13 protein-coding genes and 1 pseudogene are annotated in these 13,701 nt (G+C 65.9%); 12 read left to right on the top strand and 2 right to left on the bottom strand.

The genetic code is table 11. From position 1 onward, the window contains the following. Positions 1 to 679: 679 nt before the first annotated feature. Positions 680 to 1,093: a GFA family protein gene (locus JMF82_RS11390; protein WP_201314696.1), complete on the top strand. Its 414-nt coding sequence runs from the start codon at positions 680 to 682 to the stop codon at positions 1,091 to 1,093. Between the two features lie 40 nt (positions 1,094 to 1,133). Here the strand turns inward: JMF82_RS11390 and JMF82_RS11385 are convergent, their stop codons facing one another. After that, positions 1,134 to 1,310 (bottom strand): hypothetical protein, encoded by a 177-nt coding sequence (locus tag JMF82_RS11385; protein ID WP_201314695.1) that lies wholly within the window; start codon positions 1,308 to 1,310, stop codon positions 1,134 to 1,136. 227 nt (positions 1,311 to 1,537) lie between these two features. Between JMF82_RS11385 and JMF82_RS11380 the strand changes: the two genes are divergently transcribed. The 4 genes from JMF82_RS11380 (at position 1,538) to asnB (ending at position 4,267) form a co-directional block, all read left to right on the top strand. Beyond that, positions 1,538 to 1,828: a 2-hydroxyacyl-CoA dehydratase gene (locus tag JMF82_RS11380; protein ID WP_201314694.1), complete on the top strand. Its 291-nt coding sequence runs from the start codon at positions 1,538 to 1,540 to the stop codon at positions 1,826 to 1,828. A gap of 97 nt (positions 1,829 to 1,925) precedes the next feature. Next, positions 1,926 to 2,318 (top strand): STAS/SEC14 domain-containing protein, encoded by a 393-nt coding sequence (locus JMF82_RS11375; RefSeq protein ID WP_201314693.1) that lies wholly within the window; start codon positions 1,926 to 1,928, stop codon positions 2,316 to 2,318. Between the two features lie 51 nt (positions 2,319 to 2,369). Further along, complete coding sequence (locus JMF82_RS22170; protein ID WP_255560025.1) at positions 2,370 to 2,498, top strand: hypothetical protein; 129 nt, start codon at positions 2,370 to 2,372, stop codon at positions 2,496 to 2,498. A gap of 95 nt (positions 2,499 to 2,593) precedes the next feature. Then, entirely contained in the window at positions 2,594 to 4,267 is a 1,674-nt protein-coding gene (gene asnB / locus JMF82_RS11370; protein ID WP_201314692.1) for an asparagine synthase B, read from the top strand. A 213-nt stretch (positions 4,268 to 4,480) separates the two neighbouring features. On the opposite strand, the gene JMF82_RS11365 is transcribed toward asnB, so the two are convergent. Next, positions 4,481 to 5,776 (bottom strand): retropepsin-like aspartic protease, encoded by a 1,296-nt coding sequence (locus JMF82_RS11365; protein WP_236585424.1) that lies wholly within the window; start codon positions 5,774 to 5,776, stop codon positions 4,481 to 4,483. A 164-nt stretch (positions 5,777 to 5,940) separates the two neighbouring features. On the opposite strand from JMF82_RS11365, the gene prfB reads away from it, so the two are divergent. The 7 genes and pseudogenes from prfB to JMF82_RS11330 form a co-directional block, all read left to right on the top strand. Then, a protein-coding gene (prfB, locus tag JMF82_RS11360) for a peptide chain release factor 2 (protein ID WP_111983364.1) occupies positions 5,941 to 7,066 on the top strand; the annotation gives its coding sequence in 2 pieces (ribosomal slippage) (positions 5,941 to 6,015 and positions 6,017 to 7,066; 1,125 coding nt in all). Positions 7,067 to 7,300: 234 nt separating this feature from the next. Further along, positions 7,301 to 7,468 carry a hypothetical protein gene (locus JMF82_RS22010; RefSeq protein ID WP_236585423.1) on the top strand — a complete coding sequence of 56 codons (168 nt, stop codon included), beginning with the start codon at positions 7,301 to 7,303 and terminating at the stop codon, positions 7,466 to 7,468. 106 nt (positions 7,469 to 7,574) lie between these two features. Further along, positions 7,575 to 9,095: a lysine--tRNA ligase gene (lysS, locus tag JMF82_RS11350; RefSeq protein WP_201314691.1), complete on the top strand. Its 1,521-nt coding sequence runs from the start codon at positions 7,575 to 7,577 to the stop codon at positions 9,093 to 9,095. A 2-nt stretch (positions 9,096 to 9,097) separates the two neighbouring features. Beyond that, the gene (locus JMF82_RS11345; protein ID WP_201314690.1) at positions 9,098 to 9,397 is read left to right on the top strand and encodes a YciI family protein; all 300 of its coding nucleotides are present in this window, start codon (positions 9,098 to 9,100) and stop codon (positions 9,395 to 9,397) included. A gap of 9 nt (positions 9,398 to 9,406) precedes the next feature. Next, positions 9,407 to 9,664, top strand: coding sequence for a BolA family protein (locus JMF82_RS11340; RefSeq protein ID WP_201314725.1), 258 nt, complete (start codon positions 9,407 to 9,409; stop codon positions 9,662 to 9,664). A 268-nt stretch (positions 9,665 to 9,932) separates the two neighbouring features. Then, positions 9,933 to 13,442, top strand: coding sequence for a chromosome segregation protein SMC (smc, locus tag JMF82_RS11335; protein WP_201314689.1), 3,510 nt, complete (start codon positions 9,933 to 9,935; stop codon positions 13,440 to 13,442). Between the two features lie 10 nt (positions 13,443 to 13,452). Further along, positions 13,453 to 13,701, top strand: a pseudogene (locus JMF82_RS11330) (cell division protein ZipA); the annotation flags it as partial.

The raw sequence follows: 13,701 nt of genomic DNA, 5'->3' as shown, positions 1-13,701 counted from the left end.
ACCCGGAATTGGAATGAGTGGCGCGCATGCAGGTGTTGGCGCCACGACATGACGGCGACGCCACGTAGAAAGTCGGTGGCATCGGGTTGTGTCGTGCTCCTCCGAGCACTGGTGAAGATCGTCCGTAGCACGGCCTCCCCTTCCCCTGTGCACGAGGCAAGAGGTGGAGAGCGGAGAACCGTTTGGGTAGCCAGCGACGATGACGTACCACGCGGATGGTCGGCGCGGGCCCGGCGGAAAAAGCAGCCGGTTCCGGTCGATACCGCCTTCCAGGGCGGGGGTGGATCGCGCGCTCCCGGTAATGACGCACGGGGCGATCGCTGGCGGGGAGTGAGTCTAGCGAATCGATCTAAGCGTTGATCAAATTTTGGTTATATCTGTCGATTTTTTGTGATCGAACCGTGTTTGCAGACGCGACCGTAGGCCTGACGCAAGAAAAAACCGGGGGTTTCCGTACGCTCGCGCACTCTGCGACCCCGCTGGCATTCGACGAGAATCGGCGGCGATGAGCTCTGGGATACGTGCTCGCATGTCGCTTCTGACAAGGTCATGGCGTGAAGCCTGGCTTCACCCGCGTGAAGGAGCTCAAGCGTTGGCAGGCGCCTGAACGCCATCGCCTAGACTGGTGTGGAGCGAGCCGTGTCTCGCAGCCGATGCGATAGATGGAAGGATGAAAGCGATGCGCAACGAAGAACCGCGTCCGTTGGCCGGGCAGTGCCTGTGCGGCGCCGTGCGTTACCTGGTGCTGGATGCGTTTGTCTACGCGGCCAACTGCCATTGCTCGCAGTGTCGCCGTGCGACCGGTTCCGCCTTCAAGCCCTTTGCGGGCATCGAGCGCGACAAGCTATCGCTGGCGCATGGCGAGGATGACGTCATGCGCTTCGGAGACCATCAGGCGCACGACGTGCATTGCGGCCGTTGCGGCTCGCTGTTGTATTCGGTGGTTCGAAACGGCGAGTACGTGCACGTCACGCTGGGCACGCTGGACAGCGCGCCATCCATACGGCCGGACAAGCACATCTTCGTCGGCTCGAAGGCGGCATGGTTCACCATCACCGACGATCTGCCGCAGTTCTTGGAGCACGCGGATTAGGCGCGCAAAGAAAACCCCGCTCGAAGCGGGGTTTTGGAAATCAGGATGGCGTGGCCTGGGAAGACTGCAGGCGATGGCGGTAGGCCGCTTCGGTTTCGCGATAAAGGCCGGACCACGGGTCCAGCACATAGCCCTCAACCGGCTCGGCGGAGGTGCGCTGGGCCTGCGCAACCTGCTCCTCGCTTGCGAACGGCGTATCCAGGGTCGTGGGATCCATAGGCGCTCCTCGATGCTGTCGTTGGAAGATCAGCCTATAGGGCTGCTTGTTCGGGACCGGTTAAGTTTTTTGCGCGCCGGAAGCAACGCAAAACTTATGGAAGAGCCGGTCGATGTCGGCCTGGTCATGCACGCGATGCAAGGTTGCCCCGATCCGTCGTCGAGTCTGTGCGTTATCGGTTTCCGTCATGCGACAATGCCGGCCCCCCATCGCCATCATGCGCTGCGATGACTATCAGCAAAGACGCTTATCGTCAGTTCCAGGAAGAGCTGGCCGCACTCGACAAGGCACAGGAACAGCGTCGCCAACATGCGAAGGAATCGCCCATGGACAGCGCCAGGCGCGAGTTCCTGGCGTTGCGTGATCGCTACGCGCTAAGCGTGGCGGACGTCATTGCCTTCTTTCCCGAGGAAGAAGGCGTGGCCTATCTGCAGGGTCTTATCGCCGCGGCGGAAGCGGCGCCTTCCGGCGTTCGCAAGCGCCGCGCGAAGCGCAAGGCCGAAGAGGGCGAGGGCTGAGGCGAAGTGCGCGATCCCGCGCATGGCCGGGCATCCGTGACGCCTCCGTAACGGTTGTTTTGAGATACAGCTTGCGACTGCTGTCAGGAGGCCGGACATGATCGAGCAGATCAGTGGATTGCCGCCCGGTGCGCTTGGTTTTCGCGCAAGCGGGCAGGTGACGGCACAAGACTACGAGCGTGTGCTGGTGCCCGACGTGGAGGCAGCGTTTGCGCTCAATCGCAAGCTTCGGCTGCTTTATCACGTAGGCCCGGACTTCACCGGTTTCGATCCGGGCGCGATGTGGGAAGACGCCATGCTGGGCTTCCGGCACTTCAGCGGCTGGGAGCGCGTGGCGCTGGTGAGCGATGTGCAATGGCTTCGCGTCGCCGCCCTGGCCATGGGCTTTGCCGTCCCGGCCCAGTTCAAGCTTTTCCGCAACATCGAGTTCGACGATGCAGTGGCCTGGATCAGCGAAGCGCGCCCGGCGGACGAGGAAGGAAACAAATGAAACCTTTTCTACCGCTTGCCACGGCGCGCGGCCTGTGGTGAAGTCGTTGGCATGAGTTCCGTTCACGCCCGCATGATTGCCATGGCCGCTGCCTCCGCGCTGGCGAACGAGCAGCTGCGCGCGCTGAACAACCGTAACGCCAATAACAATACCCGCATCGACGGGTGGGCCGGCGTGTAAGCAGCAAAGCTCGACATACACACGCAAAAAGGCCCGCTCACCGCGGGCCTTTTTGTTTTTCCGCTCCGCGAAAGACAACAAGGAACCTCTCACCCATGTGTTCGATCTTCGGCATGTTCGACCTCCAGCCTGGCGATGATCTCGCCGCCCTGCGGCAGCAGGCGCTGGAGCTTTCCCAGCGCCAGCGCCATCGTGGTCCGGACTGGAGCGGTGTCTTCGTCGACGCCGGTGTCATCCTCGTGCACGAGCGCCTGGCCATCGTCGACCCGGCCAGTGGCGCGCAGCCGCTGCGTTCGCGGGACGGCGGCCTGGCGCTGGCCGTGAACGGCGAGATCTACAACCATCGCCAGTTGCGTGCCGCCAGCGCTTACGACTTCACCACCGGCTCGGACTGCGAGGTGATCAATGCGCTGTATCGCGAAGTGGCGTCGCCGGTGGAATGGGTGGGGCGGCTCAACGGCATCTTCGCTTTCGCTTTGTGGGACAGCGAAAGCGCGCGCTACATCATCGCGCGTGATCCGATCGGCGTCTGTCCGCTGTATTGGGGGCATGACAGCGAGGGCCGCTTGTGCGTCGCTTCCGAGATGAAGGCGCTGGTGGGCATCTGCAACGACGTCGCGCCGTTTCCTCCGGGCCAGGTCTATGACAGCGCCGATGGCGAGTTGCGGCGGTACTACCGAAAGGATTGGCGGGACTACGCGCAGACCCAGGGCCACGACGTGGCGCCGGAGGCGTTGCGCGAAGCGTTCGAGCAGGCGGTACATCGACAGCTGATGACCGACGTGCCGTATGGCGTGTTGCTGTCGGGTGGCCTCGATTCGTCGCTGGTGGCCGCGTGCGCTGCACGATTCGCGCGTCGGCGCGTGGAGGACAATGACCAGGCCGAGGCCTGGTGGCCCCGGCTGCATTCCTTCGCGATCGGCCTGGAAGGCTCGCCCGATCTCGCCGCCGCGCAGGTGGCGGCGGATGCGCTGGGCACGGTGCACCATGGCTTTGTCTATACCTTCTGGGAAGGCCTGGATGCGCTGCCGGAAGTGATCCGCCACATCGAGACCTACGACGTCACCACCATCCGTGCCTCCACGCCGATGTACCTGCTCGCACGCCGCATCAAGGCCATGGGCGTCAAGATGGTGCTGTCCGGCGAGGGCTCGGACGAGATCTTTGGCGGCTACCTGTATTTCCACAAGGCGCCTTCGGCCGAGGCCTTCCATGAGGAAACCGTGCGCAAGCTGGATGCGCTGCACAGCTACGATTGCCTGCGTGCGAACAAGTCGATGATGGCGTGGGGCGTGGAAGCACGCGTGCCATTCCTCGATCTCGAATTCCTCGACGTCGCCATGGGCATGGATGCGCGGCACAAGATGGCCGGGCAGGGGCGCATCGAGAAAGCCGTGTTGCGCGAGGCGTTCCAGGGTGCGCTTCCCGACGAGATCCTGTGGCGGCAGAAGGAACAGTTCAGCGACGGCGTGGGCTATGGCTGGATCGATGGGCTGAAGGCGCATGCGGAACAGGCGGTGAGCGATCGCGAGTTTGCGGCGGCGGCCACGCGCTACCCGCACAATACGCCGGCCACCAAGGAGGCGTACCTGTATCGCCGCATCTTCGAGAAGTTCTATCCGGGGCAGGCCTGCGCGGAAACAGTGCCGGGCGGCAAATCCATCGCGTGTTCCTCACCGGCGGCGTTGGCGTGGGACCCGGCCTTTGCATCGGCGGCTGATCCGTCGGGTCGCGCGGTACGAGGGGTGCACCAGCAGGCATTGGCCTGAAGAACGACCTGCGTGCTTTCCCTGTGGGAGCGCACCCTGTGCGCGACAGGACGAAGCGAAGGTGTAGGCCGTTGCGTGGTCACGTATCCCATCGATGGCACGGCTCTTTTGTAGAAGCGCACCCAGTGCGCGATTGGCGCAAAGCGAACCTTTCGCCCCCGCCATCGCGCACTGGGGGCGCTCCTACAAGCTAAAACCGGCCGGACGGCGGCGTCAGCGCAGGTTGTCGTGCAACAGCATGCAGGCGTGGCGCTGGTCGAAGTCGAAGAAGTAATCCATGTCGCCAAGCGAGCCGCTGCCCAGGACATAGCTCCACTGGAGGTCCGCGTCGGGCAGCACGCCGAAGGTCATCTGGATGGGTTGGCCGGAAACGATCACTTCAGCGGTGGCCTGGCTGACGCGCGCGAGGCGAGTGGCGCCCACGTCGCGTATGCGCATGCGGCGGTTGTAGGCCACCTTGACTTCGTCCATCGCGGCCTGGCTGCCGGTGAGGTAGTAAGCACTGCCGCTGTCGAGCAGGGTCGTACACGGCGTGCCGTCAATGGAGAGGTTGGTGACCACGCGCACGCTGCTGCCCCACACGTTGGTCGACACCAGCAAGGGCTCGTTGCAGGTTGGCCGCTGGGCATCCTTGCCGTAGACGAGCAGTTCGCGCCCGGTCAAGCGGAACGCGCCCAGCCATCGCAGGATGTCCATGCCGATCAGGTGCCGTGACGCCGGCACGATTTCCACCGGCACGTTCTCCAGCGTGATGTCGCCGATGCGCGCCTTTTCGAGAAAGCCGTGCCCGGTGGGAATATTCTTGGACAATATGCCGTTTGTGTGCCCGTGGATGTCGACGGCACGCACACCCAGTCGCTCGGCCGTGTCCTGGTCCATGACCATCGCGCCGGCGCCCGTGTCGAGCGTCATGCGGGCCGATTCGCCGTTGGCCGCTTCCAGCGTCACCGCGCCGCGTTGGTCGTATGAGGCTTTCAGCAGCGGCAAGGAGACATTGCCGTCGGGCTTGGTCAGGCGAAATGGCGGGATATCGCGACGCGCGTCGACAAAGGCCGTCATATCGTTCAATACGGATGCGGGCGCGTGCCCGGCAAATCGCTTGACGATGTCCAGCTCATCGGCTTCCCCCGCCTTGTCGCCCTGGGCAAGGCGCACGGCGCCGTTGGCCAGGCGGGCGCAGTACATGGCAATGCCTGGCCGCTGGCTGATCAGCTCCTTTTCGCAGAGCCGGGCGTCTTCCACGGCCTTGTCGAGGTTGAACCGCACGCGCTCCAGCGCCACGGCAGCCAGCACGTGCGCGATGGGGTCGGGGTTGTGCTGATAGATCTCCAGCAGCAGCGGCAGATCGACTTTGACCAGCGCCCGGTTGATGGCGTCGGCCGCCTGCAGGGCGGTCATCCGGGCGGGCGGCACGTCGACCGATGGCGCCATGGGCGCCGCCTGCCCGGCCACTGCGCTCGAAGTCGCCAGCGCCATGATCAGGCCGAATCCCGCGGTCCATCGTGCCATCCCGTCGCTTCCCTGCGTTTTTGAGGAGCGTGGAGTATAGGCAGCCGGGCATGTCGTTTTCTTGCGGGCGCTTCGCGGCTCCTTGCGCCGCGAGGCCGCGCGGGCCTCCTTGCCGAGCCGCGCTCTGCTACCATGGAGGGCCGTTTTCCCATGATTTCCCATCCATGATCGAAACCAATCCGATCCTTGCGCAGATCGCGGACCTGAAGGGCCGCGTCGAGTCGCTTAGGGGGTATCTTTGACTACGCCACCAAGCGTGAGCGTCTCGAAGAAGTAAGCCGCGAACTGGAGAGCCCCACCGTGTGGGACGACCCGCCGCGCGCGCAGGAACTGGGTCGCGAGCGCGCCCGCCTGGACACCATCGTCAGCGGCATCGACTCGCTGACCGCCGGTCTCAACGACGCCGGTGAACTGCTGGACATGGCCGCCGCCGACGGCGACGAGGACACCGTCAACTCCGTGGTGGCCGACCTGGCCGGCCTCGAGGCCAAGGTGGCCAAGCTGGAATTCCAGCGCATGTTCTCCGGCAAGATGGACGCCAACAACGCCTTCGTGGACATCCAGGCCGGCGCCGGCGGCACCGAGGCGCAGGACTGGGCGGAAATCCTCCTGCGCATGTACCTGCGCTGGGCCGAGTCGCGCGGCTGGAAGACCGAACTGCTGGAAGTGTCCGGCGGCGAAGTGGCCGGCATCAAGTCCGCCACCTTCCGCGTGGAAGGCGACTACGCCTACGGCTGGCTGAAGACCGAGATCGGCGTGCACCGCCTGGTGCGCAAGAGCCCGTTCGACTCGGACAACCGTCGCCACACCAGCTTCACTTCGGTGTTCGTGTCGCCCGAAGTCGATGACGACATCGACATCGACATCAACCCGGCCGACCTGAAGACCGACGTGTACCGCTCGTCCGGCGCCGGTGGCCAGCACGTGAACAAGACCGAATCGGCCGTGCGTATCACGCACATCCCGAGCGGCGTGGTGGTGGCCTGCCAGACCGAACGCAGCCAGCACGCCAACCGCGACCGCGCCATGAAGATGCTGGCCGCCAAGCTGTACGAACTGGAGATCCAGAAGCGCAACGCCGAGAAGGATGCGCTGGAAGCTTCCAAGTCCGACATCGGCTGGGGCAGCCAGATCCGCAACTACGTGCTGGACCAGAGCCGCATCAAGGATCTGCGCACCGGCATCGAGCGTTCGGACACGCAGAAGGTGCTCGACGGCGACCTGGACGAATTCGTCGAGGCCAGCCTGAAGTCGGGCCTGGACGCGGGCGCCAAGCGCGTGGACGCGTAAGCGCCAGGTCGGCGCAACCACCTGATCACCGACGAGGTGCCCGCATGAACCGCAGCAAGATCTCCCGGATACTGGTCGCCTGTGCGGTGCTGGTGGCTGGCATTGGCTTGGCCAGCGCGCAGGACGGCGCCGGCCAGGGCATCAAGCAGGACGCCAAGGCGGCCGGCCATGCGGTCGGCGACGCCGGACGCGACGTCGGCCATGCCACCAGGGACACGGCCGTCAAGGTCGGCCATGGCGCACGGGGATGCCGGCGTGGAAGTGGGGCATGGCGCGCGCGATGCCGGCGTGGAGATCGGCCACGGCGCGAAGGACGTCGGCCTGAAGATCGGCCATGGCGCGCGCGATGGCTGGAACGCCACCAAGAACGCGGTGAAGCACGCGGTCGGCAAGGACGATTGACGGTCGGCGCGGCGGCAAAGCACGGTCCCGCCCGACCGATGATCGCAAGACAAATACACAGATGCGTCCGCCGAACGGCGCGGGCGCCGGAAGCTACGGAAACCCCATGACTGAACCGAACGATATCCAGCCCGTCGACGAGAACAAGCTGATCGCCGAGCGCCGCGAGAAACTCAAGGCGTTGCGCGGGCAGGGCGTGGCGTTTCCGAACGACTTCAAGATGGATGCGTTTGCGGGCGACCTGCAAGCCGAATTCGCCGATGCGGAGAAGTGGACCGCCGAGGCCATCGAGGCCCTGGGCCGCCGCGTGAAGGTGGCCGGCCGCATCATCCTCAAGCGCGACCAGGGCAAGGTCGCCTTCGTGCAGATGCAGGACTTCAACGGACGCATCCAGCTGTTCATCCACCAGGGCACGGTGGGCGAAGACACCTACAAGGCGTTCAAGGGCTGGGACATGGGCGACATCGTCGGCGCCGAGGGCATGCTGATGCGCACGCGCACCGGCGAGCTGTCGGTGAAGGTGGAATCGCTGCGCCTGCTGACCAAGAGCCTGCGCCCGCTGCCGGACAAGCACCACGGCATGGCCGACGTGGAGCAGCGCTATCGCCAGCGCTACGTCGACCTGATCGTCACCGAAGAGGCACGCCGCACCTTCGCGCTGCGCTCGAAGATCATCGGCCACATCCGCAAGTGGCTGGAAGCCGAGCCGCGCCGCTTCATGGAAGTGGAAACGCCGATGATGCACGTGATCCCGGGCGGCGCCACGGCGCGTCCGTTCGTCACGCACCACAACGCGCTGGACATGGACCTCTACCTGCGCGTGGCGCCGGAGCTGTACCTCAAGCGCCTGGTGGTCGGCGGCTTCGACCGCGTGTACGAGATCAACCGCAACTTCCGCAACGAAGGCGTGTCCACGCGCCACAACCCCGAATTCACCATGCTCGAGCTGTACCAGGCCTACGCCACGTACACCGAGATCATGGACCTCACCGAGGAAGTGATCCGCGACACCGCCAAGCACGTCATCGGCACCACCAGGCTCCACTGGGAAGGCAACGAGATCGACGTCGGCCCGGCGTTCCGCCGCTGGAGCATGGAAGACGCCGTGCTCGAGCTGAACCCGGAGATCCGCCGCGAGGAACTGCGCGACCGCGAGGCGATGGCTGCCCATGCCAAGCGCCTGGGTTGCCAGGTGAAGAAGGAATTCGGCTGGGGCCGCCTGCTGCTGGAGATCTTCGAGAAGACGGTGGAGCACACGCTGATCCAGCCGACCTTCATCACCGATCATCCGGTGGAGGTCTCGCCGCTGGCGCGCGAGAGCGACACCAACCCGGGCATCACCGACCGCTTCGAGCTGTTCATCAACGCCAAGGAACTCGCCAACGGCTTCTCCGAGTTGAACGACCCGGAAGACCAGGCCGCGCGCTTCATGGCGCAGGTGGAAGCCAAGGCTTCCGGTGACGACGAGGCCATGCACTTCGACGCGGACTACATCCGCGCGCTGGAAGTGGGCCTGCCGCCGACGGGTGGCCTGGGCATCGGCATCGACCGGCTGGTGATGCTGCTGACCGGCTCGGTGTCGATTCGCGACGTGCTGCTGTTCCCCTATATGCGCCCGGAGGCCTGATCATGTGGTTCGCCATCATTGGCACGGATGTGCCCGATTCGCTCGAGAGGCGTAAGTCCGTGCGTCCCGCGCACATCGAGCGCCTGCAGAAGTTGCTCGATGAAGGCCGGTTGTTCGTCGCGGGCGCATTCCCGGCCATCGAATCGGAAGACCCGGGCCCGGCCGGTTTCACCGGCAGCATGATCCTCGCCCAGTTTGCTTCGCAGGCCGAAGCCGAGGCCTGGGCCCAGGCCGACCCGTACGTGGCGGCCGGCGTCTATGCCAGCGTGGCCATCCAGCCGTTCCGCAAGGCGCTGCCGTAAGCCATGGGCATGCCCGTCGCCGAACAGATCCGCGAGCGCCTGCAGCAGGCGCTCGATCCCGTGGCCCTCGAGGTGCTGGACGAAGGCTACAAGCACGCCGGGCATGCCAACGAAGGGAAGGGGCATTTCCACGTGCGCATCGTCAGCGCGGCGTTCGCCGGCCAGCTGTCGATCAAGCGTCACCGGCTGGTGTACGCGGCCCTGCAGGGCCTGATGGACAACGGCATCCACGCGCTCTCCATCGACGCCAGGGCGCCGGGCGAGTAAGCCCGCGCCTTCGCTCCCCGCCCGGGCCGGGCGGCCGGTGGCGCCGGTGATTTGTTCGCCACTCGGGCCACCCCCGCCGCCGCGCTCGCGCCCGTCCGCGAATCCGTGAGACGGCTTCGCCATATAAATTCTTTTACAACATCGACTTACGTTTCGGTGTTAAAGTGAAACATCGAGCCAAAACGCATTGCGGCTGGGGCCTGCGTTTGGCACAGTGACCCATCGCCCGACCGCATCGGGCTTCACCTATTTGGCTGCCGACGCCCGCATGCGCCTGACCACGATCAAACTCGCCGGTTTCAAGTCCTTCGTGGACCCGACCACCCTGCATCTGCCGACCAACATGACCGGCGTGGTGGGGCCCAACGGCTGCGGCAAGTCCAACATCATCGATGCCATTCGCTGGGTGATGGGCGAAAGCGCGGCCAGCCGCCTGCGCGGCGACTCGCTCACCGACGTGATCTTCTCCGGCTCCAACGCGCGCAAGCCGGTGGGCCAGGCCACGGTCGAGCTGATCTTCGACAACGGCGACGGCACCATCCAGGGCGAGTACGGCCAATACGCCGAGATTTCGGTGAAGCGCCAGGTGACGCGCGACGGGCAGTCGGCCTATTTCCTCAACGGCGCGCGCTGCCGTCGTCGTGACATCACCGACTTGTTCCTGGGCACGGGCCTGGGGCCGCGCAGCTACTCGATCATCGAGCAGGGCATGATCAGCCAGATCGTCGAGGCCGCGCCCGACGAGCTGCGCACGCACCTGGAAGAGGCCGCCGGCATCTCCAAGTACAAGGAGCGCCGCAAGGAAACCGAGAGCCGCATCAAGTCCACCCGCGAAAACCTCGACCGCGTGCGCGACGTGCGCGACGAAGTGGACAAGCAGCTGGAGCACCTGAACCGCCAGGCCCGCGCCGCCGAGCGCTGGAAGGCACTGAAGGAAGAGCAGGTGCGCAAGGAAGCCGAATTGCGCGCGCTCGAATACCGCGGCCTCAAGAGCCAGCACGACAACGAAGGTTCCGGCCTCAACGCGGCCGAAGTCGAGATCGAGAAGTTCGTCGCCATGCAGCGCCATCAAGAGGCGCAGATGGAAACGGTGCGCGAGCGCCACACCGAGGCCACCGAGCACCTGAACACGGTGCAGGCCGAGGTGTACAAGGTCGGCGCCGAGATCGCCCGCGTGGAGCAGCAGGTGCGTTTCAACCGCGAGACGGCCGACCGCCTGCAGCGCGCGCAGGGCGAGGCCGAGCGCGAACACGCCGAGCTGGCCGAACACATCGCCAACGACCGCACGCAGGTGGAAACGCTGCGCATGGCGCTGGCCGAAGGCGAGCCCAGGCTGGAGTCGCTGCAGCAGATGCAGGACGACACCGCCGAATCGCTGCGCGAAACCGAAACCAAGCTCGCCGACTGGCAGCAGCGCTGGGACGTTCACACGCGCACCGCGGGCGAGTCCAGCCGTGCCGCCGAAGTGGAGCGCACCAAGCTCAACTACCTCGACCGCCAGGGCATCGACCTGTCGCGCCGCCGCGAAGTGCTGGAAGCCGAGCAGAAGGCCACCGACATCGCCTCGCTCGACGCCGCCGCCGAGCAGTTGAACGAGGAACACGACACGCAGCGCGAGCGCGTGGAGTCGCTGGGCCAGTTGCTCGACCAGCACAAGCTGGCCCATGAGAAGGTCATCGACGAAGAACGCCAGGTGCAGTCCTCGCTCAACGAGGCGCGCCAGCAACTGCAGACCGCCCGCGGCCGCCAGGCCTCGCTGGAAGCCTTGCAGCACGCCGCGCTGGGCCAGGAAGAAAGCGCCGCCAGTGGCTGGCTCAGCCGCCTGGGCCTGGACAAGTCGCGCCGCCTCGGCGAATCGCTGCAGGTGGAAGCCGGCTGGGAAACCGCCGTGGAAACCGTGCTCGCAGGCTATCTCGATGCCGTGCTGGTGGATGACGCCCATCGCCTCGCGGGCGAATTCGCCTCGCTGGAGAACGCCGACGTCGCGCTGGTCGACGGCGTCGAAGGCGGCGCCAACACGGCCGGCACGCTGGCCGCGCACGTGCGCGGCCCGGCGGCGGCCATGTCGATACTCAGCCACGTGCTCACGGCCGAAACGATCGAGCACGCGCATCAGGTCGTGGCCGGCCTGTCCGCGCTGGCGCCTTACCAGTCGGTGATGACGCGCAACGGCGAATGGATCGGCCCGGGCTGGGCCCGCGTGCGTCGCGCGCAGGGCAACCAGGTGGGCGTGCTCGCGCGCGAACGCGAGATGCGCACGCTGGCCGAGCAGATCCTCGCGCTGGAAGAACGCATCGAGGAAGCCACGAATACGCTGGACGACCTGCGCACGCGCAAGTTCGAAGCCGAGCGCGCGCGCGACGACGCGCAGCGCGAGCTGTACAACGCGCATCGCCGCCAGTCCGAGCTGGCCGGCCAGCTGCAGAGCCATCGCGGCAAGATGGAAACCGCGCGTGCGCGTGCCGAGAAGGTCGCGGGTGAAATCAGCGAACTGGTCACCCAGCTGGACGAACTGCAGACGCAGACGCGCGACGCGCGCGCGCGCCTGGACGAATCCGTCGGCCACATGGGCGACCTGGAAGACGAGCGCCGCGAACTGGAGAACGAACGCCGCGCCCTGCTGGAGGCGCGCGAAGAGGCGCGCATGAACGCGCGCGAGGCCGCGGACCAGGCGCATGCGCTGGCGCTGTCGATGGAGTCGAAGCGTTCCTCGCTCACCTCGCTGGAACAGGCGCTGGCGCGCATGGAAACCCAGTTGCGCCAGATCGAGGCGCGCCGCAGCGAAATCGCCGAGCAACTCGCCGCCGGTTCCGACCCCATCGCCGAACTCGAAGCCGAGCGCCAGACCTATCTCGACCAGCGCCTGCTGGTGGACAAGCAACTCGTCGATGCGCGTCGCGCGCTGGAAGATTGCGACAGCGAATTCCGTCGCCTGGAGCAGGAACGCCAGCGCATCGAGCAGGTGCTCGGCGGCCTGCGCGAAAACCTTTCGCAGAAGCGCCTCGCCGCGCAGGCGCTGCAGCTGCGCGCCGAGCAGCTGGCCGAGGCCATCACGGCGTCCGGTCTCGAACTCGAACCGCTGCTGGCCGAACTAGCGGAAGACGCCGACGCCAGCCAATGGCGCACGCAGCTCACCGAGATCGGCCAGAAGATCACCCGCCTGGAGCCGGTGAACCTCGCCGCGATCCAGGAGCACGCCGAGCAGAGCGAGCGCAAGACCTATCTCGACAACCAGCTCACCGACCTGACCAGCGCGATGGAAACGCTGGAGGCGGCGATCAAGAAGATCGACCGCGAGACGCGCCAGCGCTTCAAGGAAACCTTCGACCGCGTGAATGCCGGCGTGCAGGAGCTGTTCCCGCGCCTGTTCGGTGGTGGCCACGCGTATCTCGAACTGACCGGCGACGACCTGCTCGACACCGGCGTGGCCATCATGGCGCGCCCGCCCGGCAAGCGCGTATCCAACATCACGCTGCTTTCCGGCGGCGAGAAGGCGCTCACCGCGGTGTCGCTGGTGTTCGCCATCTTCGGCTTGAATCCCGCGCCGTTCTGCCTGCTGGACGAGGTGGACGCGCCGCTCGACGAGGCCAACGTGGGCCGCTTCTCCAACATGGTGAAGGAGATGAGCGAGAAGGTGCAGTTCATCTTCGTCAGCCACAACAAGGCCACGATGGAAGCCGCCTCGCAGCTGTGCGGAGTGACCATGCGCGAAGCCGGCGTGTCGCGACTGGTGCAGGTGGACCTGGCAGAAGCCGCTAAACTCGCGGGCGCAGCCTGAGGAATTCGACATGACCCCACAACCCGTGCTCGCCTTCGCCTGGAATCCCGCCGTGGGCATTCCGTTGCTGATCGTCGGCCTGATCGTGCTCGCGCTGATCTGGTTGTTCGGCCAGCCGAAGAAGGAGCAGGGCAGGCGGCGTATCGTGCCCGGCGCATCGGGCGAGCGCCGCGAGCCGACCTTCGGCGACGAAGGCGACGCCGTGGACGAGCCGTCGTTCAGCGCCCGCGATGATTTCCCGTTGGACTCCCGCGATCAC

It is taken from the genome of Dyella sp. EPa41 (assembly GCF_016586165.1).
Classification (GTDB): Bacteria; Pseudomonadota; Gammaproteobacteria; order Xanthomonadales; family Rhodanobacteraceae; genus Dyella.
The sequence above is the reverse complement of the archived record's forward strand: the minus strand, read 5'-3'. Positions and strand labels throughout refer to the sequence as shown.

Coding starts and splice junctions, on each gene's coding strand:
- JMF82_RS11385 (WP_201314695.1), bottom strand. CDS start 1,310: ATGGATCCCACGACCCTGGATACGCCGTTCGCAAGCGAGGAGCAGGTT.
- JMF82_RS11380 (WP_201314694.1), top strand. CDS start 1,538: ATGACTATCAGCAAAGACGCTTATCGTCAGTTCCAGGAAGAGCTGGCC.
- JMF82_RS11365 (WP_236585424.1), bottom strand. CDS start 5,776: ATGGCACGATGGACCGCGGGATTCGGCCTGATCATGGCGCTGGCGACT.
- JMF82_RS11375 (WP_201314693.1), top strand. CDS start 1,926: ATGATCGAGCAGATCAGTGGATTGCCGCCCGGTGCGCTTGGTTTTCGC.
- smc (WP_201314689.1), top strand. CDS start 9,933: ATGCGCCTGACCACGATCAAACTCGCCGGTTTCAAGTCCTTCGTGGAC.
- JMF82_RS11340 (WP_201314725.1), top strand. CDS start 9,407: ATGCCCGTCGCCGAACAGATCCGCGAGCGCCTGCAGCAGGCGCTCGAT.
- JMF82_RS22010 (WP_236585423.1), top strand. CDS start 7,301: ATGGCGCACGGGGATGCCGGCGTGGAAGTGGGGCATGGCGCGCGCGAT.
- JMF82_RS11390 (WP_201314696.1), top strand. CDS start 680: ATGCGCAACGAAGAACCGCGTCCGTTGGCCGGGCAGTGCCTGTGCGGC.
- asnB (WP_201314692.1), top strand. CDS start 2,594: ATGTGTTCGATCTTCGGCATGTTCGACCTCCAGCCTGGCGATGATCTC.
- lysS (WP_201314691.1), top strand. CDS start 7,575: ATGACTGAACCGAACGATATCCAGCCCGTCGACGAGAACAAGCTGATC.
- JMF82_RS11345 (WP_201314690.1), top strand. CDS start 9,098: ATGTGGTTCGCCATCATTGGCACGGATGTGCCCGATTCGCTCGAGAGG.
- JMF82_RS22170 (WP_255560025.1), top strand. CDS start 2,370: ATGAGTTCCGTTCACGCCCGCATGATTGCCATGGCCGCTGCCTCCGCG.